Annotated in this window: 20 protein-coding genes; 4 read left to right on the top strand and 16 right to left on the bottom strand. The window is 61.5% G+C overall.

Annotation, left to right across the window (positions count from 1 at the left end; genetic code table 11):
- Positions 1-135: 135 nt before the first annotated feature.
- From smc to HMPREF2978_RS00915, 6 genes are read right to left on the bottom strand one after another with little or no spacing between them, the layout of a single operon-like run.
- A complete protein-coding gene (gene smc, locus HMPREF2978_RS00890) occupies positions 136-3,639 on the bottom strand; it encodes a chromosome segregation protein SMC (protein ID WP_070526891.1) in 3,504 nt (1,167 codons plus the stop codon).
- Positions 3,640-3,649: 10 nt separating this feature from the next.
- On the bottom strand, positions 3,650-3,958 hold the full coding sequence (locus HMPREF2978_RS00895; protein ID WP_070526888.1) for an acylphosphatase: 309 nt from the start codon (positions 3,956-3,958) through the stop codon (positions 3,650-3,652).
- Positions 3,959-5,485 carry an alanine/glycine:cation symporter family protein gene (locus tag HMPREF2978_RS00900; protein ID WP_070526885.1) on the bottom strand — a complete coding sequence of 509 codons (1,527 nt, stop codon included), beginning with the start codon at positions 5,483-5,485 and terminating at the stop codon, positions 3,959-3,961.
- Between the two features lie 34 nt (positions 5,486-5,519).
- Entirely contained in the window at positions 5,520-6,368 is an 849-nt protein-coding gene (gene mutM / locus HMPREF2978_RS00905; protein WP_070526882.1) for a bifunctional DNA-formamidopyrimidine glycosylase/DNA-(apurinic or apyrimidinic site) lyase, read from the bottom strand.
- 14 nt (positions 6,369-6,382) lie between these two features.
- The gene (rnc, locus tag HMPREF2978_RS00910) at positions 6,383-7,153 is read right to left on the bottom strand and encodes a ribonuclease III (protein ID WP_070526879.1); all 771 of its coding nucleotides are present in this window, start codon (positions 7,151-7,153) and stop codon (positions 6,383-6,385) included.
- The gene (locus tag HMPREF2978_RS00915) at positions 7,150-7,689 is read right to left on the bottom strand and encodes a YceD family protein (RefSeq protein WP_070526876.1); all 540 of its coding nucleotides are present in this window, start codon (positions 7,687-7,689) and stop codon (positions 7,150-7,152) included. The genes rnc and HMPREF2978_RS00915 overlap by 4 nt, the downstream gene beginning before the upstream one ends.
- Positions 7,690-7,822: 133 nt before the next feature.
- Between HMPREF2978_RS00915 and HMPREF2978_RS00920 the strand changes: the two genes are divergently transcribed.
- Positions 7,823-8,404, top strand: a complete 582-nt coding sequence (locus HMPREF2978_RS00920; RefSeq protein ID WP_070743557.1) for a hypothetical protein — start codon at positions 7,823-7,825, stop codon at positions 8,402-8,404.
- Here the strand turns inward: HMPREF2978_RS00920 and HMPREF2978_RS00925 are convergent.
- Positions 8,401-9,147: a DivIVA domain-containing protein gene (locus HMPREF2978_RS00925; RefSeq protein ID WP_070526869.1), complete on the bottom strand. Its 747-nt coding sequence runs from the start codon at positions 9,145-9,147 to the stop codon at positions 8,401-8,403. The two genes, HMPREF2978_RS00920 and HMPREF2978_RS00925, sit on opposite strands and share 4 nt — an antisense overlap.
- Positions 9,148-9,272: 125 nt before the next feature.
- A complete protein-coding gene (gene gdhA / locus HMPREF2978_RS00930) occupies positions 9,273-10,619 on the bottom strand; it encodes an NADP-specific glutamate dehydrogenase (protein WP_070526865.1) in 1,347 nt (448 codons plus the stop codon).
- A 171-nt stretch (positions 10,620-10,790) separates the two neighbouring features.
- Between gdhA and HMPREF2978_RS00935 the strand changes: the two genes are divergently transcribed.
- Positions 10,791-11,909 (top strand): glycerate kinase, encoded by a 1,119-nt coding sequence (locus HMPREF2978_RS00935; protein ID WP_070527585.1) that lies wholly within the window; start codon positions 10,791-10,793, stop codon positions 11,907-11,909.
- A 31-nt stretch (positions 11,910-11,940) separates the two neighbouring features.
- On the opposite strand, the gene HMPREF2978_RS00940 is transcribed toward HMPREF2978_RS00935, so the two are convergent.
- Positions 11,941-12,339: a hypothetical protein gene (locus HMPREF2978_RS00940; RefSeq protein ID WP_070526862.1), complete on the bottom strand. Its 399-nt coding sequence runs from the start codon at positions 12,337-12,339 to the stop codon at positions 11,941-11,943.
- Between the two features lie 36 nt (positions 12,340-12,375).
- Between HMPREF2978_RS00940 and HMPREF2978_RS00945 the strand changes: the two genes are divergently transcribed.
- Complete coding sequence (locus HMPREF2978_RS00945; protein ID WP_070526860.1) at positions 12,376-13,584, top strand: amidohydrolase; 1,209 nt, start codon at positions 12,376-12,378, stop codon at positions 13,582-13,584.
- A gap of 144 nt (positions 13,585-13,728) precedes the next feature.
- Positions 13,729-16,119, top strand: coding sequence for a glycogen/starch/alpha-glucan phosphorylase (locus tag HMPREF2978_RS00950; RefSeq protein WP_070743560.1), 2,391 nt, complete (start codon positions 13,729-13,731; stop codon positions 16,117-16,119).
- Between the two features lie 151 nt (positions 16,120-16,270).
- Here the strand turns inward: HMPREF2978_RS00950 and pyk are convergent, their stop codons facing one another.
- The 7 genes from pyk to HMPREF2978_RS00985 form a co-directional block, all read right to left on the bottom strand.
- Positions 16,271-17,692 carry a pyruvate kinase gene (gene pyk, locus HMPREF2978_RS00955; protein WP_070527582.1) on the bottom strand — a complete coding sequence of 474 codons (1,422 nt, stop codon included), beginning with the start codon at positions 17,690-17,692 and terminating at the stop codon, positions 16,271-16,273.
- A gap of 300 nt (positions 17,693-17,992) precedes the next feature.
- The gene (gene lgt, locus HMPREF2978_RS00960; protein WP_070743563.1) at positions 17,993-18,901 is read right to left on the bottom strand and encodes a prolipoprotein diacylglyceryl transferase; all 909 of its coding nucleotides are present in this window, start codon (positions 18,899-18,901) and stop codon (positions 17,993-17,995) included.
- Positions 18,902-18,942: 41 nt separating this feature from the next.
- On the bottom strand, positions 18,943-19,770 hold the full coding sequence (locus HMPREF2978_RS00965) for an indole-3-glycerol phosphate synthase TrpC (protein WP_070526851.1): 828 nt from the start codon (positions 19,768-19,770) through the stop codon (positions 18,943-18,945).
- Between the two features lie 170 nt (positions 19,771-19,940).
- Positions 19,941-20,600 carry a TIGR02234 family membrane protein gene (locus HMPREF2978_RS00970; protein ID WP_070526848.1) on the bottom strand — a complete coding sequence of 220 codons (660 nt, stop codon included), beginning with the start codon at positions 20,598-20,600 and terminating at the stop codon, positions 19,941-19,943.
- Positions 20,593-21,003 carry a phosphoribosyl-AMP cyclohydrolase gene (hisI, locus tag HMPREF2978_RS00975; protein ID WP_070526845.1) on the bottom strand — a complete coding sequence of 137 codons (411 nt, stop codon included), beginning with the start codon at positions 21,001-21,003 and terminating at the stop codon, positions 20,593-20,595. Before hisI ends, HMPREF2978_RS00970 begins: the two co-directional genes overlap by 8 nt.
- Positions 21,000-21,764: an imidazole glycerol phosphate synthase subunit HisF gene (gene hisF / locus HMPREF2978_RS00980; RefSeq protein ID WP_010190470.1), complete on the bottom strand. Its 765-nt coding sequence runs from the start codon at positions 21,762-21,764 to the stop codon at positions 21,000-21,002. The genes hisI and hisF overlap by 4 nt, the downstream gene beginning before the upstream one ends.
- Before the next feature lie 121 nt (positions 21,765-21,885).
- On the bottom strand, positions 21,886-22,689 hold the full coding sequence (locus HMPREF2978_RS00985) for an inositol monophosphatase family protein (protein ID WP_070743566.1): 804 nt from the start codon (positions 22,687-22,689) through the stop codon (positions 21,886-21,888).
- Positions 22,690-22,692 lie beyond the last annotated feature (3 nt).

A 22,692-nucleotide genomic window follows, 5' to 3' on the forward strand; every position in this document is an offset into this window, starting at 1 on the left:
TTCAAGCGTGGCGCATCCACCGCTTGATTCCGCCATGAGTAAATGGCGTTTTCAGCCGTGAAAACGCCTTATGACTGATGCCTTTTGACAGTTGCCTCCAGCATGTCGATGGAGACGCACAGACGATGCCCGCCGTTAGCGCGGAGCGTCCACTCCAAGGCGCGTGGCATCCTCGGCGGCTTGAGCCGTGCCCGGTGCCTCACCGGCGCGGGACATGCGCTGCGAAATCACGCGCGTTACGCCATCGCCGCGCATCGTCACGCCGTAAAGAACGTTGGCCACGTCCATCGTCGGTTTCTGGTGGGTAATGACGATGAGCTGAGAATCCTTACGCAGTTCCTCGAAAAGTGCAATGAGGCGGCGCAGGTTGACGTCGTCAAGCGCGGCTTCCACCTCATCCATGACGTAGAACGGTGAGGGGCGCGCGCGGAAAATCGCCACGAGCATGGCCAGTGCAGTCAGGGACTTCTCACCGCCCGAGAGCAGCGACAATCGTTTGACTTTCTTACCCGGTGGGCGGGCCTCCACCTCGATGCCGGTAGCCAGCATGTCGTCCGGCTCCGTGAGGATGAGGCGACCCTCGCCTCCTGGGAACAGCGTCTGGAAAACCTTGGGAAACTCCGCTTCCACGTCATGCCAGGCGTCCGTGAACAGCTGCAAGATTTGCGCATCCACGTCTTCGATAACGCCAGTCAGATCCTTGCGGGCCTGAATCACGTCATCTAATTGCGTGGACAGGAAGCTATAGCGCTCCTCGAGCGCCTTATACTCCTCCAAGGCCAGCGGGTTGACCTTGCCCAAGGAGTTGAGGTCCTTCTCGGCCTGCTTCAACCGCTTGGTCTCGGCGGAGCGATCGAAGTCCTCGCCCGGGGTGTAGTCCTTGAGCAAGTCCGGGATAGCAATGCCGAGTTGTTCCACGATTTTGCCCTCGGCCTCATCCACGCGCACCTGTGCCTGGCTGCGGGCAATCTCCGAGTTGTGCGCGGAATCGGTCAGGCGATCGAGCTGCTGGCGGGTAGCGGAGACCGCCTGCTTCGCCGACTGCGCACGCCCCTGCAGCACGCCGCGCTGGGTCACTAGCTCATCGCGTTTTTCAGCTGCGCGCTCGAGTGCCTGGGTAGTGCGGGCGGCGAGGTCCTGGGCATGCTTGTTGACGGCCCCCGCCAACCGCGCCTGTGCCTGCCGGCGGGCCATCGCTTGATCGTGGCGGGCCTTGGCCTGGCGCTCGTGTTGGGCTTGGCGCCGCAGGGCCTCTCCCTTGCCGGCTGCCTGGCCTACCTTTTCCTCCGCGCTGCGGGCCGCCAGTTGAGCCTCTACCTCCATGGCCTTGACCTGTTCAAGGGCGGCCGAGGCTGCATCGCGTTCCACCGAGGAAGGTTCATCCGCTTGCTCATCAGCGTCCACGCGCGACAAGCGGTCACGAGCCTCCGCGAGTTCTTCGCGCAGGCGGGCCAACTGCACCTCGATGTCCGTGGCGCGAGCGGCAGCCTTTTCGTGCTCCGCCTTGTTCGCCTCATACTGCTTGAGCAAGCGCTGGTGGTCGCGCTTCCACGCCTCAAGCTCGTGGTCATGCTCGCGCAACGCGGCCTTAGCGCTCGCCGCACCTACCCGGGCATCATCGGCGGCTAGCTTCGCTCCTTCCAGCGTGCCTGATAGCTCCTCCAGCTCGTGGGTGGCGGTTTCCAGCTGTTGCTCGGCTTCTGCAATCTGGCCGCTCACCTCGACCGTGGAGACGGCACCAGTTCCGGCCTCGACCCAGCCTTCACCAACCAGCAAGCCCTCGGCGGTGACGGCCCGCAGGCGCGGATCCTCAGCAATGAGCTCGCGGGCCGCGGCATAGTCATCCACCAAAACGACGTCGGAGAGCAGCCGCGTCACCGCCGCCGATACTTCCGGGACCAAGACCATCTGGTCGAGCAACCAGCTAGCACCGGAAGGCAGGTCCGCGTCAAGGCGCCAGGCTGAACCAGTAGGTTCCGTGGAGACGTCGATCAGCGGAGTGCGGCTCGCCTCAGCGAGTTCACCCACGATGTCCATGCTCACCGCACCGGCCTGCGCCTCCGCGAAGGAGCCGAGTGCCGCCGCGACGGCCGTTTCATAACGCGTAGAGATGAACTCCGCGAGAGGTTTAAACCCCTCCCCCAGCTCGAGCGCTTCCGGAGCAGTCTGGCCCAGCGTATCGATCCGGGCTCGCAGGCTGTACACGGTACGCTCGCGCTCCCGCTGGGCATCGCGCAGCTGCTCCAAGCGTTTATCGGCCGCGGCGGACTCGCTGGCCGCGCGTACGTGCGCTTCTTCCAGCGGCTCACGCTCGGCAGCCAGGTGCTCTAGTTTGTCCGCTACCTCATCGGCCTCCACCTGCGCTCCCCTGGTGCGCGCCTTCGTGTTCGCCAGGGTTTCTTCCTGGCGCGCCAACTCGGATTCCGCGGAGCTTACCTGGCCCGCCAGGTTTTCCTCGGCCGCGATGAGGCGGACCACGCCTTCGCGACGATCCGCAATGGCGCGCAGCTGCGCCATATGTTCCTTGTCCGCGGCCTCGAAGGCTTCCCGGCGCTCAGCCACTTCCTCCCGGATCGATTCCAAGCGCTCCGCTGCTTCTTCGGCCGCGGCCAGCAGCTCGTGGTGCTCCTCGTCGGCACGCCGGGCGCGTGCCTCCAGCTCCTCCGGATCCTGGCCGGCATAGGTCACCTGGGATCCGACGTTGCTGGCACGCTCGGCCGCAATACGCTGCGTGGCAGAGATGCGTTCGCTCAGCGTCGATAGCTCGAACCACAATTTCTGCGCGGCCTCCGCGCGCGGCGTGACATCCCCCAACTCGGCCTCTACCTTGAGCTGGATTTCGGTCGCCTCTTCCAGCTGAGCCGTTACTTCCTCGACCTGTTCGGCGAGCACCACCGCGCGCTTCTCCGCATCCTCAAAGGTGGCACGCAGCCTGACCACGCGGTCACCTGCCAAACGCAGGCGGGCATCGCGCAGATCCGCTTGCACAGTGGCTGCACGTTGGGCGGCCTCCGCTTGGCGTGCCAGCGGCTTGAGCTGCTTACCCAACTCATCGGTCAGGTCTTGCAGGCGGTCCAGGTTGGCTTGCATGCCCGTGAGCTTGCGCTGCGCCTTTTCCTTACGGCGGCGGTGCTTAAGCACGCCCGCGGCTTCCTCAATATAGGCGCGACGATCTTCTGGTCGGGACTCCAGGATCTCCGCCAGTTTTCCCTGGCCCACGATGATGTGCATCTCACGGCCAATGCCGGAATCAGAAAGCAGCTCTTGGATATCCATGAGGCGTGCCTTCGCCCCATTAATCTCATATTCGCTCGCGCCATCCCGGTACATGCGGCGGGTGACGGAGACCTCTGAATACTCGATGGGCAAGGCACCATCGGAATTGTCAATCGTCAGCGTGACCTCAGCGCGGCCGAGGGCCTTGCGGTCCCCGGCGCCGGCAAAAATGACGTCCTGCATCTTGCCGCCGCGCAGCGTCTTGGCGCTGCCTTCACCCATGACCCACGCCAGTGCGTCGACGACGTTAGATTTACCCGAGCCATTCGGGCCGACCACGGCGCAGATACCGGGCTCGAATTTCAGGTTCGTCGCGGACGCGAAGGACTTGAATCCTTTGAGCGTGAGCGATTTGAGGTGCATTCGAATAAGTTTAGCGCTCGATGAACCCCGACTCACCGCGCGGGGCGGTCCACTGCTCCACCACGGCGTTCACCACGCCTGGACGGTGGGTGGTCGACGGTTCTTCACGCAGCAAGGCCAGCAGCTTCTCGCAGTCAGCACGCGGGCCTTCAGCAACCACCTGGACGCGGCCATCCTGCAGGTTCGTCGCGTGTCCTGCCAGTCCTAGTTCGAGAGCACGGGAGCGCGTCCACCAGCGAAAGCCCACGCCTTGGACGTGGCCAAGTACGAAAGCTGTGAGGCGTTCATGTCCCGCAGAGGCTGATGCTGTGCCTGCCATCTAGTACTCCCTCAGGTTTGTGCGGTCGCTCAAGTCGAATTCGTGATCGAGACGGCGGCGGTCCTCCGCGCTGCGGCGCGTCACAGGATCGGTACCATCCCAGCACTCGACATTCTGCAGTTCCGGCAGCATATCACGGTGGAAGACGGGATCCAGGCCCTTACGGCGCTGCTCGTTGTAGTTCTTCAGCAGCTTGATGGCCACGCCGCACAGCGGCACGATGGCGCACACGTTGAGCAGCACCATGATGGCGGCACCCGTATCCGCCAGGTCGAACACGGTGCCCAGCGGGGCCACCGCACCGTAGAAGACGAAAGCCAACACGATGAGGCGGAAGGTCCACAGCACCCACTTCTTCCCGGAGAGGTACTCCACGTTGGACTCGGCAAGGTAGTAGTTGCCCAGAATCGAGGAGAATGCCAAGAAGAACAGGATGAACGTGACGAAGTGGATGCCCCACTCGCCGACCACATTGGACAGCGCGTTCTGGGTCAGGGTCACTCCCTCAATTGCGTCGGAGCCAAAGCTTTCGAAATCAGTACCCAGCAAAATGATGAAGGCGGTAATCGTACACACCACCAGGGTGTCGAAGTACACGCCGAGGGTCTGCACAAGGCCCTGCTTCACGGGGTGGGAGACCGTCGCCGTTGCTGCCGCGTTCGGCGCCGAGCCTTCGCCAGCCTCGTTGGAGAACAGGCCGCGCTGGATGCCCTTCAGCATGGCCATACCCAGTGTCGCGCCAGCAGCCTCACGGAAGCCAAAGGCAGAGCCGACGATGGAGACGAACATGTCCGGCACCTTGTCAAAGTTCAAGACCACCACGATGAAGCCCATGATGAGGTACGCACCGGCCATAAACGGCACGATGAACTGGGTCATCGAGGCGATGCGCTGAACGCCACCGATAATGATGAGGCCAGCTACGGCGACGACGGCAATACCCACGCCAGCCTTGAAGGCACCGGACTCCTGTCCGAAGGAGGCCGCCAAGGAATCAGAGATAGCGTTGGTCTGGAAAGCGTTGTAGAACCAACCAAAAGTGATGGCGATGGCGACGGAGAAAATGGTTGCCAAGGGCTTCCAGCCCAGACCGCGGGACATGTAGTAGGCCGGGCCGCCGCGGTAGGTATCCCCCTCGCGGACCTTCCACAGCTGGGCCAGCGTGGACTCCACGAACGCAGTTGCGCCACCCAGGATGGCGATGAGCCACATCCAGAACACCGCGCCGGGCCCGCCCACAGAAATTGCTACGGCCACGCCCGCGACGTTGCCGGTGCCCACACGCGACGCCGCCGAGATGGTGAACGCTTTGAAGGCAGAAATACCGCCGTAATCGGCGTCCTCATCGACACCGACCCCCTTGGGCTTTTCGACGACCGCTTTGAACATATCCGGCACCATGCGGACCTGCACCAAAGCGGTGCGGATACCGAAGTAAAGGCCAGCAGCGATAAGCAGCCATGGCAGAACATAGGACCACAGGCTGTCGTTAATGACACCAATCACGGTGCTGAAGATTTCTTGCATGCGTTACACATTAATAACTCACACCAGAATCGTCCTAGTTGGCTGCGGGCTGCCTCCCCTCTCCGCGGCGCTGACAGGACGGGCAGTAGTGGGTCCCACGCCCGCCTAGCACGGTTTTCAGGATTTCTTCGCCGCAACGATCGCAGGATTGACCACCCCTCCCATAGACGTGCAGGGAACGGTCAAAATATCCGGATTCGCCGTTGACGTTGACGTACAACGCATCAAAGCTGGTGCCGCCAACGGCGAGCGCGGCGCGCATGACATCGGCGGCCGCGGAAATCACAGCGACGGCATCGCGCTGCCGCAGAGCATTAGTCTTCTTCAGCGGAGAAATCTGGGCCGCCCACAGCGCCTCATCGGCATAGATATTGCCCACCCCACTGAGCACCGTTTGGTCGAGCAAAGCCACCTTTACTGCTGTGCGTTTCGCGCGCAAGCGCCGCCCAGCCGCGGTCAGATCGAAGTCTGCTTCGAGAGGATCCGGAGCAATATGCGCCATGCTCAGCCACGGCCCGAGACGCCAATAGCCGAAAGTGCGCTGGTCCACGAAGCTGAGACGGGTGGCGTCATCAAGCACGGCGGCGATGCGCACATGAGGCGAATCCACCTCACCGATCCGCACCTGCCCCGACATGCCGAGGTGGATGAAGAGCACATCGCGAGCTGGGTCGTCGTGGTCCTCGTCGGCGAACTCCAACCACATGAACTTGCCGCGGCGCGCCACCGCGGCAATCTTCCTGCCCACCAGCAGCGCGGACAGCGGGGCTTCTTGGCCCCGGTTAGCGCGCGGGTGGAGAACCTCTACTGCAGCGAAAGTGCGCCCCACAACATAGGGCTCGAGTCCGCGGCGGACGGACTCAACTTCGGGGAGTTCTGGCATCGAATCCTCGTAGTTTAGCTCTCTTTGCCGGCGGTGCCCTGCACCAGCAATGGCGTCTCGCGCAACGCTTGGCATGCTTCTTCCGCTGCCTGCTGCTCGGCGAGCTTCTTGTTATGGCCTGTTCCCCTGCCCACGGTCAAACCGGCCACGGTGGCCACGGCATTAAAGGTCTGATCATGCTCAGGACCCGTCGAAGTGGCCGAGTAGACCGGCATCGCTGCCTTCAGCTCCGCGCACAGCTCCTGCAAGGTGGTCTTCCAGTCCATATGGCGGCCAGACACCACGGCGTTATCAATCTTGGCAGCGAAGAGCCTCAGCACCACCCCGCGGGCAACCTCAAAACCATGCTGGCGGTAGATAGCCCCCAGGATGGCCTCGGTGGTATCAGCCAAGATGGAATCCTTATCGCGTCCGCCAGTAGATTGCTCGCCCTTGCCCAACAGGACGTGCTCGCCCACGCCGATCTCGCGGGCGACGTCGGACAGGCCGTAGCGCGACACGATGGAGGCGCGCATCTTGGAAATATCCGACTCGGGGCGCGAAGGGTATTTGTCATAAAGCTTGGCCGCGATGGACAAGCCCAAGACGGCATCCCCAAGGAACTCGAGGCGCTCGTTATTGGGCAGGTGCCCGTTCTCATTGGCAAAAGAGCGGTGGGTCAGCGCCAAGCACAGCAGCTCATCGCTGATCTCCACGCCGAGCGCCTTCAGCAGCGGGGCGTGATCTACCTCCGCGAATGCCGCGGCTAGTGCCTGTTCACCGGTGAGTTTCTTCTTCTTGCTCATAGGAATTTCTCCAGCCCAGACCAACGCGGATCCACGCGCTCTTCTTCCCCAGAGACCCCCGTGGTCACTCCATCAGGAGCGTCCACATCACACCCCTCCTCGCACGTTGGCGCAAAAGGAAGAGATAAACCTGCCTCATCGATCACGGTCTGTAGGAGGTCGAGGATTCCATCCTTAATCTCGGGCACCTCATCACCGGAACCGCGATCCTCCTCCTCGGCCTCATCCCCGCTGACGAAGGATTCATCTGCGGAAAACACCTGGGATACGTGGAGATCCAGTTCCGGGTGCAGCTCTGCCAGGCAACGGGCACATTCGCCGCTGAGGGTGCCGGTGACATCAGCGTCCACCAACACGCCGGAGCCCAACGGGGTCAAGGTGGCATCCACCTTAACTTCAGTACCTTCCGGGATGCCGATCATTTCCACGCCGATGCGCTCTGGCGCGGGTCCGGTCTGCACGCGGTGCTCAGGCAGCGCGTCGGTTCCTTGGCTGCGGAGCAATTCCGTCACGTCGAACTTCAATGGTGATTTCATAGCGCCCACCAGCTTACCCTGTGCTGGCCCGCGCGCCCTAGACTGGCAAAGACCTGAATGCTGGGTCATAGGCACTTAAGCACTTGGCCTAAAAGCTCGATTCTTGTGCTTGAGGCTTTTAGCCTAAAGCCCCATGAGCTACACCGCTACCGATACGGCGTCCCTGAGCGCCACGGCACGCGAGCTCGCGCTCAGCTACCCCTTGCAGTGCCTCGCCCCCGCTGTGGCGCTAGCCCTCGCGGGAGTGGCGTGCCGCCACGTTTTCACGCGACACCGCCCCAGTATCTTCGGCAACGCCGGCTATTCCTTGCATCGCGTGGCCCTCGCCAGCACGCTCGCCGGTTTAATGGTCGGGGCGGTGTACTTCCTACCCCTGCACTTTGAGCCGATCCTGATCCTATCTTCGGCCTTGTTCTCGCTTTTTGCTGCGCTCATCGCCTGGCGCGCACGGGAATCTTTTTCCGCCGCGGGCATGGGGATTGGCCTGATGATGCTGACCGTCGGCGCAGTCGATGTGGCGCTGCTGCTTGCCGACGCCGCTTGGGGCCCCATCTCCGAACCCCACACCCCGGGAACGGATTTCGGCATCATGTGGGTGCTCTATGCGCTGCCGGGTTTAGTATCCGCCGGTCTTGCGGCCGCCTTGAGCACCATGCCAGCCAAGGAGGCCGCCCGGATCCACCGCGCGGAGCGGCTGAGTCTTAATCCCCTCTAGTAGTCGCGGGGCGCACGCGGCGCCCGGCGTGCCGGTTCCCGGGTCTCGCGCGCAGCGCCTCGTCCCTCGCCGCGCGATTCCCCACGGGAACGCACACCCGCACCTCGGCGCAGAGCGGAGCGATCGTTATTCACGGTGCGCAGGAGGTCAGACAAAGTGGTCTCGAATTCCCCGAGCTTGGCGTCAACGAATTCATCACACTCGGTGCGCAGACGGTTGGACTCAGAGTGCGCGGTCTCCACAATGCGGTGCGCCTCGTCGTCGGCACGGCGCACAACCTCGGATTCGGAGACCAAGCGGTCCTGCTCGGCTTGGCCTGCTGCGACGGCGCGCTGGTACTCCTCATCCGCCTGGGCGCGGGTGCGCTCGGCGTCGGAACGCGCATTGTCCACGAGGTTGGTGGCCTCGTCTTCCGCCTGGGCTACCAAGGTGGTGGCGCGGTGTTGGGCGTCGGCAAGCATTGCGTCTGAGTCCTCACGCGCACGGGCAACGGTGTCATCGGCCTCGGCGGTGGCCTCAGAAATAATCTGCTCCGCGCGCTCCTCAGCACCCTGGAGGATCTCGTCCTGCTTGTCTAGGACGTCCTGGGCGTCATCCATTTCAACGGGGAGGGCGTTACGGAGATCGTCGAGAAGCGCCAGCATTTCGTGGCGCGGAACCATGCAGTTGGAGGTCATAGGAACGGCATAGGCCTGTTCCAGGTTGCGAACAAGTTCATCGAGGGACTCAAATACGCGGTACATGGCACCAGCCTATCCAAGCGCACGCGCACTGCGACGTATCCCACGCGGGAAGAAATGGCGAAAACCTCCCCGGCAAGCGAGGAGGTTAAGCGCGGATACAGGGATATACAGGGATAAGGAAACGGCTAGATTACGCCTTGGGCCAGCATGGCGTCGGCCACCTTCTTGAAGCCGGCAATGTTGGCGCCCGCCACGTAGTCACCTTCCAAGCCGTATTCCTTGGAGGTCTTGTCGATGTTGCGGAAGATATTGGACATGATCTCATGCAGGCGCTGGTCGGTGTACTCGAAGGACCAGGAGTCGCGGGATGCGTTCTGCTGCATCTCCAGCGCGGAGGTCGCCACACCGCCCGCATTCGCGGCCTTGCCCGGCGCGAAGGCGATTCCGCTCTCCCCGAAGTAGTGCGCGGCTTCCGGGGTACACGGCATGTTTGCACCCTCAGCGACATAGCGGATGTGGTTTTTCACCAGGAGCTTGGCGTCATCGCCGTCGAGTTCGTTCTGGGTCGCGCACGGCAGGGCAACATCGGCGCTGACCTCCCACACGTTGCCGCCCTCGTGGTACTCCACTCCCGCGCCCGCCTCGCCGGCGTAGGTGGAAATGCGCTCGCGGCGAACTTCCTTGATGTCTTTGAGCAGCTCTAGGTCCACGCCGTTCGGCGTCGCGATGTAGCCGGAGGAATCGGACATCGCCACGACGGTTCCGCCGAGCTGCTGAACCTTCTCGGCGGCGTAGATGGCAACATTGCCGGAGCCGGAAACAATGACCTTGGCGCCGTCGAAGGACTCGCCGTGGGTCTTCATCATCTCCGAGGTCAGATATACCAGGCCGTAACCGGTGGCCTCAGTGCGCACGAGGGAGCCACCCCAGGTCAGCCCCTTGCCCGTAAGGACCCCGGACTCGTGCTTGTTTTCTAAGCGGCGGTACTGGCCAAACAGGAATCCGATTTCGCGGCCGCCCACGCCGATATCGCCGGCCGGCACATCGCGGTACTCGCCGATGTGGTTGTGCAGCTCCGTCATGAAGGACTGGCAAAAGCGCATGACCTCGGCTTCGGACTTGCCCTTCGGGTCGAAGTCAGAGCCGCCCTTGCCGCCACCGATAGGCAGGCCGGTCAGCGAGTTCTTAAAGATCTGCTCGAAACCGAGGAACTTGATGATGCCCAGGTTCACGCTCGGGTGGAAACGCAGGCCACCCTTGTACGGGCCGAGGGCCGAGTTGAATTGCACGCGGAAGCCGCGGTTGACCTGAATCTGGCCGTTGTCATCCACCCACGGGACGCGGAAGATGAGCTGGCGCTCAGGCTCGCACAGCCGCTCGACCAGGCCGTAATCAGCGTAGTGGGGGTCCTTATTGAGGACGATCTTCAGTGAGTCGAGTACCTCAGCGAGCGCCTGGTGGAATTCCGGTTCGCCCGCATTACGCTTGAGAAGCTTGCTGTAGTAATCGGAGATTTGCTGGTCGATGGACATGGCAATCCTTTCATTGGGCACCGTTCCTTGCGGTCGGTGCGTCATCCATTGAACAAGCGATAGTTTTCTATCAATCGACCTAAATTGCAAGACGGGCGTACTAGTGAGCGCTTTAACGGCTGGTCAGAGTGCGAAAATTTTTTCTCACATCTCTGCCATATACTCATGGGCATGCACATTCTTGTTGCCCCCGACTCCTTTAAAGGCACCGCCACTGCAGCCGAAGCTGCCGCCGCCATTGCATTGGGCGCGCGGCGCGCTCTCAGCTCCTCGCCCCACGCCGACTCGGCGAAGGTAACGACCCTGCCCATGGCCGATGGCGGCGAAGGCACCGCGGAGGTGCTCGCCAGCGCCGCTGTTCATCACCACGGCACGGCGGGTCAGACCATTACGCTGCCTACCACCGATGCCATCGGGCGCCTGACCGAGGCAAGCTACCAGCTCGTTGGCGACACCGCCTTCATCGACGTCGCCGCCGCAACTGGCCTTCCTGCCGTCGCCGACGCCCTTGATCCACTCCATGCGGATTCCTATGGAACGGGCGTGCTGGTAGCCGACGCCGAAGCGCGCGGCGCCAAGCACATCGTTCTCGGCCTCGGCGGCAGCGCCAGCATCGACGGTGGTCTCGGCATCCTCGCCGCATTCGGCGCCGCCGCCCACGACGCCCGCGGATACGCCCTACCCAAAGGCGGTGCACCTTTGGTCAACCTCGACCATATTGACACCGCACAGCTCAATATGAAGGCGGCCATGCTGGACTACACCTTGGTCACCGATACTCGCGCCGTGCCCGTCCAAGCCGCGACGATGTACGGCCCACAAAAAGGTGCTGAAGGCGAACAAGTAGCGCTACTGGCGGGCGCGATGCTGCGACTCTGCGAAGTCACGGAGACCGACTCACAGGCGGAATTCTTCGGCGCCGCGGGCGGCATTCCCATCGCCCTGAGCTGGCTTTCGCGCACGCTGTGGGGTACGGCGGAGCACTGCCGCATCGTGCCGGGCGGCCAGTATGTAGCCGAAGCACTCGACCTGCCCGCGCGTATCGCCGAGGCGGACCTCATCCTTACCGGAGAAGGGCGCTTCGACGAACAATCGCTTACCGGAAAGGTGGTGGGCACACTGGCGGACATGACTAGCCTGCCTACCCTGGGCATCATCGCCGGCTCCGCAACCGCACCGGCACCGCAGGGCACGCTACTGGAAGAACTCGATGGGGAGGAAGAGGGGGACGTCGCCCAGCACTTAAGCAACGCGGCCGAACGCCTCGTCCGCAACGTTCTGCAGAGCTAAAGCTCTCTGCGGGCTATAGCTCTCAGCAGAACTACGGGGTCACCTGCACCGCCCACGGGAAAATAGCTGGACGCTCGTGGGCGAGCTCATCCTCCAACAACACGTGATCCTTCGGTAGAACCGAATGGGGCGTCAACAAGCGCGCGAGGACCATGGTCAGCTGATTGACGGAGCCCTTCACACCATCAACATCGATGGCATAGCGGTAGACGTTGGCGTCCTCTAAATCACGCTCTTCATGCTCATCGCGATAAGTCTGGCGCAGCTGTTCTTCCAGCCCCTCCGGGAGTGCAGGATCAGGCACACGAGTAACCTCAGCAGAAACTAAGGAGCTGTTATCCACCAGCTTGTGGGTAGCAGCGCTAAAGATTTCGGCCACGCGCTCGGCTTGCGCATCCGGCACCAGAACATCAAAGTGAATCAATGGCATGTAGGTAACCCTACCCAAACTTGAAGGGCAGTAACTATGGCAGATCCCACACTTTCCCGGCTGAGCTCGCTCCTCCTCGAAGATTCCGTCGATCTCAGCTGGCAACGCGCCTTCTATGAAGACATGCACGCCCACCCAGAGCTGTCCCACCAAGAGGAACGCACCGCCGGGCGGATTCTGGAACAACTAGACAAGTACGAGTGCGAGCTCATCACCGGAATCGGCGGCCACGGCATCGTCGCTATCTTCCGTAATGGGGACGGCCCGACCGCGCTGATGCGGGCGGATTTTGATGCCCTCCCCGTGGCCGAGGAAACCGGCGTCCCCTTCGCCGCCACCAATGGCGCGATGCATGCCTGCGGGCACGATGTGCACACCACGGCATTACTCGGCGCGTGCGCGATTCTTGACGCCCACCGCGACGCCTGGCACGGCACCTTCCTGGCACTCTTCCAACCCGCGGAGGAGTCATCCATGGGCGCCAAATACATGATTGCGGACGGGCTTACCGAGCGCGTTCCCACACCCGATGTCTGCTTTGGCCAACACGTCATGCCGGGCCCCGCCGGCCAGGTGCAGTCCACCGCCGGCCCCATCCTGGCCGGCTGCGATTCCCTCCGCATCCGCATTACGGGGCGCTCAGCGCACGCCTCCATGCCACACGAGGCCATCGATCCTTCCTACGTGGCCGCCATGGTGGTCACGCGCCTGCAGGCCATCGTCGGCCGCGAAGTTCCACCCCATGATTTCTTCGTCATCTCGGTAGGCGAGCTGCATTCGGGCGATAAAAACAACATCATTCCAGGCAGCGCCGAACTCGTGCTCAACACCCGCTATTACAAGCCGGAGTTGGCGCAGCGCGTCTACGCCTCCCTCGAGCGTATGGTGCGCGCCGAGTGCGAAGCCTCAGGATGCCCAGCAGAGCCCACCTTCGAGTATTTTGCCCACGGCGAAGTCACCGATAATGACGCTTCCACTCATGAGACCGTTCGCTCGGCCTTCGACGCGGTCTTTGCTGATCTCTCCGTCAGCGCCACCCCGTCCACCGTCTCCGAGGATTTCTGTTATCTCCCACAAGCCTGGGACGTGCCTTATAGCTTCTGGTTCATCGGCTCCACGCCGGACAACCTCCTGGACAACCCGCCGGTTAACCACCAATCCACTTTCCTGCCGGATTATGAGCCCACCATGCGCTCGGCCACCCGCGCCGGGGCTGCAGCCGTCCTGTCTTTTCTGGGGCGCTAACCTTCCCTGCACAACGTTTTCGCCGTGCGTGATGATTAACGCACGGTGGCTGGCAGTGCTCTCGCCTGCAGCTGAATGCGGAACTGGTTAAGCTTGGGTATTGGTATTTTTCCGCATTTTTATGCCTAAGGTGAAGGGATTCTTATGAGTCAAGCCCAGCACTCCGATTTTCAAACCGCAGTTCCCGGACACGTCCGCGCCGCTGCTGGTGTCTCCCCCTCTGCCGCGACCAACCGCAAGTTCTGGTCCGGCTTGTCTTCTTCAGTAATGGAGCAGATTGCTGACAACTGGGAGACCACCCGCACCGCCTACTCCGCCGCCCGCCAGCAGCACTACTTCTCTGCTGAGTTCCTCCAGGGACGCGCCCTGCTCAACAACCTCACCAACGTCGGCCTCGTCGACGAAGCCCGCGCCGCTGCCAAGGCCGCAGGCCACGAGTTGGCTGATGTCCTCGAAGCCGAGCACGATGCCGCGCTAGGCAACGGCGGCTTGGGCCGCCTCGCCGCCTGCTTCCTCGATTCCGCTGTCACCCAGAACTACCCGGTCACGGGCTACGGCCTGCTCTACCGCTACGGCCTCTTCCGCCAGTCCTTCGACAACGGTTTCCAGCGCGAGGAACCGGATGCCTGGATGGAAAATGGCTACGACTTCATCATTCGCCGTGCCTCCGAGCAGCGCTTGGTCCACTTCGATGACATGGACGTACGCGCTATCCCCTATGACATGCCGATTACCGGATACGGCACCGACAACGTAGGTACGCTGCGCCTGTGGAAGTCCGAGCCTATCGATGAATTCGATTACGATGCATTCAACTCGCAGCGCTTCACCGAGGCCATCGTGGAGCGCGAGCGCGTCATGGATATTTGCCGCGTGCTCTACCCCAACGACACCACCTACGAAGGCAAGGTTCTGCGCGTTCGCCAGCAGTACTTCTTCGTCTCGGCCTCGCTGCAGCAGATGATCGATAACTACATCGAGCACCACGGCGAGGACCTCACCGGCTTCGCCGAGTACAACTGCATCCAGCTCAACGACACCCACCCGGTGCTGGCCATCCCAGAATTGCTCCGCCTGCTTCTCGACGAACACGGGATGGGCTGGGATGAAGCCTGGAAGGTTGTCACCGAGACTTTTGCCTACACCAACCACACGGTGCTGGCTGAGGCTTTGGAGAGCTGGGAAGTATCCATCTTCCAGAAGCTGTTCTGGCGCATTTGGGAGCTGGTGGAAGAGATCGACCGCCGCTTCCGCGAAGACATGGCCCAGCGCGGCCTGGATCAAGGGCGCATCGACTACATGGCTCCGGTATCCGACGGGCACGTCCACATGGCGTGGATCGCTTGCTATGCCGCGTACTCGATCAATGGCGTCGCCGCCCTGCACACCGAAATCATCAAGGCGGACACGCTCTCCGAGTGGCACGAGCTGTGGCCGGAGAAGTTCAATAACAAGACCAACGGCGTGACCCCGCGTCGTTGGCTGCGCATGTGCAACCCGCGCCTGTCCGACCTGCTCACAGAACAAGCTGGCTCCGATGCCTGGGTCACCGATCTGACCGAGCTGGCCAAGCTGGCTCCTCTGGCTGAGGATGAGAAGGTGCTGCGCCAACTCATCAACATCAAGCGCGCCAACAAGCAAGATTTCGCCGCATGGATTGACGCACACCAGGGCTCGGTCGTGGATCCGGATTCCATTTTCGACGTCCAGATCAAGCGCCTGCACGAGTACAAGCGCCAGCTGATGAATGCGCTTTACATCTTGGACCTGTACTTCCGCATCAAGGTCGACGGCGAAACCGTTCCGAAGCGGACCTTCATCTTTGGTGCGAAGGCTGCGCCGGGCTATGTCCGCGCGAAGGCCATCATCAAACTCATCAACACCATCGGTGACCTAGTCAATAGCGACCCGGCTACCAAGGACGTGCTCAACGTAGTCTTCGTTGAGAACTACAACGTCTCCCCTGCTGAGCACATCATCCCGGCTGCTGATGTCTCCGAGCAGATCTCCGTGGCAGGCAAGGAAGCCTCCGGTACCTCCAACATGAAGTTCATGATGAACGGTGCCCTGACCTTGGGCACGATGGACGGCGCCAACGTAGAGATCGTCGAGGCAGTGGGCGAAGACAACGCCTACATCTTCGGCGCCCGCAACGAAGACATCCCTCAGCTGCGCGCCGAGTACAACCCGAGCGAGCTCTACAACACGGTTCCGGGCTTGGCGCGTGTCCTCGATGCCTTCACCGATGGCACGCTGGGGTCGGAGAATGCAGGCATGTTTGGTGATCTTCGTTCCTCGCTGCTCGACGGCTTCGGCGAAAACGCTCAGGACACCTACTACGTCCTGGGAGATTTCGCCGACTATCGCGAGACCCGTGACCGCATGGCGGCTGACTATGACGCCGACGAGCTGGCATGGGCTAAGAAGGCCTGGCTCAACATCTGCTATTCCGGGCGCTTCTCCTCTGACCGCACTATCGCTGACTATGCCAACGAGGTGTGGAAGCTGGCCCCAACCCCCATTTCCAACGTCTAGACGGACAGGGGTTAATAGACGTACTAGTGCCTGTTAACCCCTAGACGGGCTTTCCACAAAACAAAGCGCCGCCTCACCACCGTTCCTCCTTCCCACTTAGTGGGTAAGGAAGCAACCGTGGGTGAGGCGGCGTTGCTTTTCTGCGACAGTTTTACTTATCTCGCAGAGTCTGGCCCAGCTCGTGGACCTGAATCATATTGGTGTTACCAGAGATTCCGGGAGGGGTACCGGCGATGACGACGATCATGTCGCCTTCCTTGTACTTATCCATTCCCAGCAGAGCCTCATCAATGGCGGCCATCATGTCATCGGTGGACTCGACCGAATCACTCAAGAAGGTCTCTGCGCCCCAGGTCAACGCCAGCTGCGAGCGCACCGCCGGGTGCGGGGTGAAGGCAAGGAGCGGCAGCGGGGAGTGCAAGCGAGCCACGCGCTTCGCGGTGTCGCCGGAGGTGGTGAAGGCGACGATGGCCTTCGCATTAAGGCGCTCGGCAATATCGCGCGCGGAGTAAGAGACGACGCCACGCTTAGTGCGCGGCACGTGCGTCAGCGGAGGAACCTGGCCGCCCTGCTCAGCGTTCGTCACGATGCGGGACATCGTGCGGACAACATTCTGTGGGTCGATGCCGACGGAGGTCTCACCGGAGAGCATAACGGCATCGGCACCATCGAGCACTGCGTTAGCCACGTCGGAGGCCTCCGCGCGAGTCGGGCGCAGGTTGGAGATCATGGAATCGAGCATCTGCGTTGCCACGATCACCGGCTTGGCATTCTCACGCGCGATCTGGATAGCGCGCTTCTGGAACAGCGGAACCTGCTCCAGCGGTACCTCGACGCCGAGGTCACCGCGCGCAATCATGATGGCATCGAAAGCCAAAACGATGGATTCGAGGGCATCGACTGCCTCCGGCTTCTCGAGCTTCGCGATAACCGGGACGCGGCGGCCTTCCTCATCCATGATTTCGTGGACTTTGTCCACGTCCGCAGGAGAACGAACGAAGGACAGGGCAACCATGTCCACGCCGAGCTTCAATGCGAAGCGAAGGTCAGCAATGTCCTTCTCCGACAACGCCGGCACAGAGATGTCCATGCCAGGCAAGGACACGCCCTTGTTGTTGGAGACCGGTCCGCCCTCGGTGACCTCACAAACAACGTCATTGCCGTCGACTTCCTTGCAGACGACGGCGACCTTGCCGTCGTCGATCAGCAGGCGGTCACCCGGCTTCGCGTCCTTCGCCAGGTTCTTGTAGGTGGTGGACACGCGGTCGTGCGTGCCTTCTACGTCTTCGACGGTGATGCGGACGATTTCGCCGTCCTTCCACATCTCTTCACCGTTGACGAAGCGACCCAGACGGATCTTCGGTCCCTGGAGGTCCGCCAGGACGCCGACTGCGTGGCCGGTCTCATCGGTAGCCTCACGGACCCAGCGGTAGTTCGCCTCGTGGTCCGCATGCTCGCCGTGGGACATGTTGAGACGCGCCACGTTCATGCCTGCTTCAACGAGGCCAAGGATTCCTTCCTTGCTTGCTACAGCAGGACCCAACGTACAAACAATTTTGGTTCTTCTATCCAACATGGAGTGCCTTATTCACATCGGGAGTTTCTAACGGTTCCCAAACTACCCCGCTTTGCTGGTCTCGGCCACCACGAATGAAGCTCACACCATGTTTTGGCCCTTGAATCAGGCTTCCCCGGCGACTGTTGCAGCCCCTTCCGATTCGGCAACAACCGGGAATAACCGGGCACATCTGGGCATTTTATGTCCTTGCGCCCGAAGCTCGAGACTCTCGGTCAAGTCGTCTTAAAACATTGTGTGATCCCGGCTACTTCCCGAAATCTCAGCGCCTAAATCTGTCGCTAGGCGCTGCGACTGTCACCTTTGTGAGTCAGCGGCTCCGACGCTGTCACCGACGTCGGCGGCACGGGCCGGGTCCACCTCTTCTGGCGTTTCCTGGCCTCGCGGCAACCGGAAATACACGATGAGTGCTACAACAAAGCAGACCACCGATACGATGACATTGACACGCAGGCCAAAGATGAGCGTGGCATCGTCAGCACGCATGTTTTCTACAACGAAGCGCCCCGCTGTATATCCGGCGACATACAGCGCAAACACACGACCATGGCCGAGCTTGAATGCCTTGTGGGCCCACAGCAGGAACACGCACACCGCCACGTTCCACAGCAGCTCATAGAGGAATGTCGGATGCACCGAAGTGATTACTTCCCCGGTCGAGCGGCCACTGATCGGCGCGTATTCACCGCTTTCATTCACGCGATAATAAATGTCAAGTGCCCACGGGACGGTGGTCTCACGACCATAGAGTTCCTGGTTGAACCAATTGCCTAGTCGGCCGATAGCCTGCGCCAATATGAGTCCGGGGGCGACGGCATCCGCAAACGGCCCCAAAGGGATGCCCTTGACTTTGAACATGAGCCACACGGCGACCGCGCCAAGAGCCACTGCGCCCCAAATACCCAGTCCGCCGTTGGCGATTTTCAGTGCGTCGAGAGGATCACACGTGGAACAGAAGTACTTATCATTATCCGTAATCACGTGATAGAGGCGGCCGCCAATGATGCCGGCCGGGATCACCACCAAGGCAGCATCCCAGACCACATCCGGGTTTCCACCCCGGGCAGTATAGCGGCGCAGAGTCATCCACAGCGCGACGAGGATGCCGACGATAATGCACATGGCATACGCACGAATAGGAACTGGGCCGAGATGCCACACGCCTTGTGGCGGAGAGGGAATGTTGGCGAGGTAGTAAGTCTGCACGGGAAATAGTGTGCCTGAAAAAGACGGCCGCTACAACGCGCCTAGCTTCTGCGCGAAGGGCACGCCGGATGCTGGCCGGCAGCCACTAAGGAGCGGGCCAAAGCCATCGGGTCCTGGGCCGCCATGATGGACTCACCGACGAGAATGGCATCGGCTCCCTGCGAGGCATAGGACAGCACGTTACGCGGACTATTAACGCCGCCCACGGCAATACGTGTAATGCTCTCAGGAAGACCCGGTGAAATAGTAGAAAAGGCCTCCCGATTAAGTGCATCGGAGGCCAAAGACCACGCATTGATCGCCACAACAGTACCCCCTGCTTTGATAACGCGATCCACCTCAGCGCACGTGCGTACTTCCAGGATGGCTGTCATCCCGAGGGACTCTACGCGGTCGAGGAGCGACTCGAGGCGAGCCTGATCAAGCAACTCCACCTGTAAGGGAATCGCATCCGCCCCATAACACCGCGCTTCATGAATCTGATAGGGATCAACAATGGTGTCACGGCACAGCATAGGAATGTCGATCGCAGCGCGGGCAACACGCATGTCCTCCAGGGAGCCATGAAAGCGGCGCCTGTCTGTCTGGCAGGCCATGACGTGCACGCCTGCTTCCTCCAGCTTTCGTGCCAGGGTCCCGACGGAGTGCGGCCCGTCTAGGTGGACGATTTCTCCCCCATAAGGCACGGCGCGCTTGATTTCGGTGATGATAGAACACCCCGAGCGCAGTAAGGCCTGGGCGGTATCGCGCGGCGCGTCCATGTCTCGAGACCGCGCTTTAACTTCCTTGAAAGGGACGCGCGCCTCCCGTGCGGCTACATCAGCTAGTACGCCGGCCACAAGATGATCGACGGCAATCGGGGTAGGCATGGAGCACCTCCCTTCCCCGAAGGAAACTCAAAGAAAGAAACAAGGGCGTTTGAGATCACACTTAGGCTAGCGCGCCCTTGCCTCTAACAAGAAATCTGGGGCACCCGATTCCGCGCTAAGACCACTCTCTAAAGCAGGAAATGTAGCCACGGCTCACGTGGCTGCCATGCCTAGGTAGACCGGGGATCGGTAGGGTCAATATCGGCGTCCAGGGCATCCCACATCACACGGCCGGAGTCCTGGGAGGTTTCAAGATCTTCCTGCAGGCGTTCCTGGCGTACCGCCGGGGTTTCATATTTGGTGGAACGGGGCTTATCAGCCCCCGGATTGCTCGCCACCATGACCGCGCCGAAGAGGGCGAGCGCCGCACCGACGATAGCCAGCACGGGGCCAGCGGTCGATGCATCAGCGGTGAGAACAGTGGCCCAATCCGAAATGGTTGCGGAATCCACGGAGGTATCGTTCGTTCCTCCCTGCAGCAACTCTTGAGCACGCTCCGCCTCGGGGCCGGCAGTCAACAGCGCAACCGGGCGCCATCCGGCAGCCGCCGCGGCGAGTGCGGTGAGGACAGAGACAATTCGACGGCCCGTGCGCCGCAGCGCAAAGGCTGCCACACCGCCAGCGAGCACCACGACGCTGAGCGCAATGAGCTCAAGAGACCACAAGGAACCAGATAATTCCGCAACACTCGAACCGGCCTTATCGTCTTCGACCGCCGCCGACACCCACGTCATGCGGGAAGACAGCCACAACAGGATGGCGCCAACGAACATCAACACTGGTCCGATGCGTTTAGCTCCACTGCGCTTTGTTTCAGTGCGCTTAGCCATTGTTCTCCTCTCCGAAGAGATTGCGTGCATCGAAGCACGTGCGGTCCCCGGTATGGCACGCGCCGCCGTGCTGACGCACGGTCAGCAAGACGGTGTCTCCATCGCAGTCTAAACGCGCACCCACCACCTCTTGGGTATTGCCGGACGTCAGGCCCTTAATCCAATATTCGCGGCGTGAGCGTGAATAATAGGTTCCACGACGCGTCGCCAACGTATAGGCCAAGGCATGATCATCCATCCAGGCCAGCATGAGCACTTCTCCGCGCTCCGATTGCACAATGGCCGGAACCAAGCCCGCCTCGTTGCGCTTAAGCTGCTGAGCAATCTCTTCACTCAGCTCATAGTCCCCTACGGCCTCTGAATCAGTGCTTCCGTGTCCGCTGCTTTCATTGTGTTCCTTCACTGGCGAACCTCCTTCCCTGCTGCCGCGAGCGCTTCCTTAACCTCAGAGATCTCTACCTCACCGAAGTGGAAGATGCTGGCCGCAAGCACGGCATCTGCTCCGGCATCAACGGCCGGTGGGAAATGCTCGGCCTTACCCGCTCCGCCAGAAGCGATGATCGGCACGGACACCGCCGCACGCACCGCCTCAATCAGTTCGATGTCGAAGCCCGCCTTGGTGCCGTCCCCATCCATGGAGTTCAGCAGAATCTCACCAACCCCCAATTCCTCACCGCGCTTGGCCCACTCCACGGCGTCGAGTCCCGCCGAGCGCGTTCCGCCATGCGTGGTGACCTCAAAGCCACTGGGAAAATCTGCTGCGCGGCGAGCATCCACCGAAAGCACAATGCACTGGGAACCAAAGACATCTGCCAGTTCGCGCAGCAACTCCGGGCGCGCGATAGCAGAGGAATTTACCGAGACCTTGTCCGCGCCGGCGCGGAGCAGCTCACGGACATCATCCACCGACCTGACGCCACCACCAACGGTCAGCGGGATGAAAACTTGATCGGCCGTACGGCGCACCACATCGAGCATGGTGCCGCGACCATCCTTTGATGCGGAGACGTCGAGGAAGGTCAGCTCATCAGCACCCACCTGTCCATAGCGGGCAGCCAACTCCACTGGGTCACCGGCATCACGCAGGTTTTCGAAGTTCACGCCTTTGACCACGCGGCCATTATCAACGTCAAGACACGGGATCACGCGCACGGCAAGTGCCATGGTGACCATCCTCCTAAAACTAAAGGTCAGATGAGAGGCAGTCCGTATGGAAACTGCCGAATACTAAAAACTACGTCCGGTTTCAGCGCCCAATTCCAACGCTGGGGTCTAGTGCCGAAGCCTAGCGCTCCCCACGAGGATTTCGGGCGATGGCATCCAGAATTGTGGCATGGACCTGCGGGGTCCCTCCCACAAAGCCCTTCGAATTGGCGGTCCACTCATTTCCTTCTGGATCGCTCACGCGGCCACCGGCGGCCTTGATCATGAGCGCACCCGCCGCGTTATCCCATGGGTGCGGCGAGAAATTCACCGCACCATCAAACACGCCCTGGGCCACGAAGGCATTGTCCAGCCCCACCGACCCAGTCATGCGGGGACGCAACCCGGTTTCTCGGAGGTCATTGAACAGGCCGGTCGGCAGGTGTGAGGAACAGCCCACGTGGCCGCGAGCCTCGTCGAAGCCCTGAGCCTCTTCGCCGCCCCCGAAACCGGTCGAGGGGCCGCCGCTGGTGCGCAGCGGCATGCCTTGCGCCGCAACGACACGACGGTTCAGCAACGGAAAATCTGCAACTGCGACGACGGGCTTTGCTTCGTGCAAGAGTGCTACAAGAATTCCACAGCACGGATTTCCCGCAGAATAGTTCGCGGTCCCGTCCACTGGGTCCACGACCCAGATCGTTTCTTGGAGGTCTCCCCCGTATTCCTCGCCGAGCACCGGGATGCCAGTGAGCTGACTTAGCGTTTGGCGCAGCTGCTGCTCAATGACCAGATCTACCTCGGTGGCAAAGTCCCCTTCGCCCTTGAAACGCGCGGGCGCTGCACCGAGGCCCCTGCGAAAGAGATCATCAACGTGGTCCACCGCTGCTTCCGCAAAGGCAACAAGCTCGCGTGGGTCCGACGCTGAAGGTCCTGTCATCGGGGCCATAGG

It is taken from the genome of Corynebacterium sp. HMSC074C01, assembly GCF_001814605.1.
In the GTDB taxonomy this organism is placed as follows: domain Bacteria; phylum Actinomycetota; class Actinomycetes; order Mycobacteriales; family Mycobacteriaceae; genus Corynebacterium.

Coding starts and splice junctions, on each gene's coding strand:
- HMPREF2978_RS00965 (WP_070526851.1), bottom strand. CDS start 19,770: ATGCCTACCCCGATTGCCGTCGATCATCTTGTGGCCGGCGTACTAGCT.
- HMPREF2978_RS00970 (WP_070526848.1), bottom strand. CDS start 20,600: ATGGCTAAGCGCACTGAAACAAAGCGCAGTGGAGCTAAACGCATCGGA.
- HMPREF2978_RS00925 (WP_070526869.1), bottom strand. CDS start 9,147: ATGTACCGCGTATTTGAGTCCCTCGATGAACTTGTTCGCAACCTGGAA.
- mutM (WP_070526882.1), bottom strand. CDS start 6,368: ATGCCAGAACTCCCCGAAGTTGAGTCCGTCCGCCGCGGACTCGAGCCC.
- HMPREF2978_RS00940 (WP_070526862.1), bottom strand. CDS start 12,339: ATGCCATTGATTCACTTTGATGTTCTGGTGCCGGATGCGCAAGCCGAG.
- hisF (WP_010190470.1), bottom strand. CDS start 21,764: ATGGCACTTGCCGTGCGCGTGATCCCGTGTCTTGACGTTGATAATGGC.
- HMPREF2978_RS00935 (WP_070527585.1), top strand. CDS start 10,791: ATGCACATTCTTGTTGCCCCCGACTCCTTTAAAGGCACCGCCACTGCA.
- HMPREF2978_RS00900 (WP_070526885.1), bottom strand. CDS start 5,485: ATGCAAGAAATCTTCAGCACCGTGATTGGTGTCATTAACGACAGCCTG.
- gdhA (WP_070526865.1), bottom strand. CDS start 10,619: ATGTCCATCGACCAGCAAATCTCCGATTACTACAGCAAGCTTCTCAAG.
- smc (WP_070526891.1), bottom strand. CDS start 3,639: ATGCACCTCAAATCGCTCACGCTCAAAGGATTCAAGTCCTTCGCGTCC.
- HMPREF2978_RS00920 (WP_070743557.1), top strand. CDS start 7,823: ATGAGCTACACCGCTACCGATACGGCGTCCCTGAGCGCCACGGCACGC.
- HMPREF2978_RS00895 (WP_070526888.1), bottom strand. CDS start 3,958: ATGGCAGGCACAGCATCAGCCTCTGCGGGACATGAACGCCTCACAGCT.
- HMPREF2978_RS00945 (WP_070526860.1), top strand. CDS start 12,376: ATGGCAGATCCCACACTTTCCCGGCTGAGCTCGCTCCTCCTCGAAGAT.
- HMPREF2978_RS00950 (WP_070743560.1), top strand. CDS start 13,729: ATGAGTCAAGCCCAGCACTCCGATTTTCAAACCGCAGTTCCCGGACAC.
- rnc (WP_070526879.1), bottom strand. CDS start 7,153: ATGAGCAAGAAGAAGAAACTCACCGGTGAACAGGCACTAGCCGCGGCA.
- HMPREF2978_RS00915 (WP_070526876.1), bottom strand. CDS start 7,689: ATGAAATCACCATTGAAGTTCGACGTGACGGAATTGCTCCGCAGCCAA.
- HMPREF2978_RS00985 (WP_070743566.1), bottom strand. CDS start 22,689: ATGGCCCCGATGACAGGACCTTCAGCGTCGGACCCACGCGAGCTTGTT.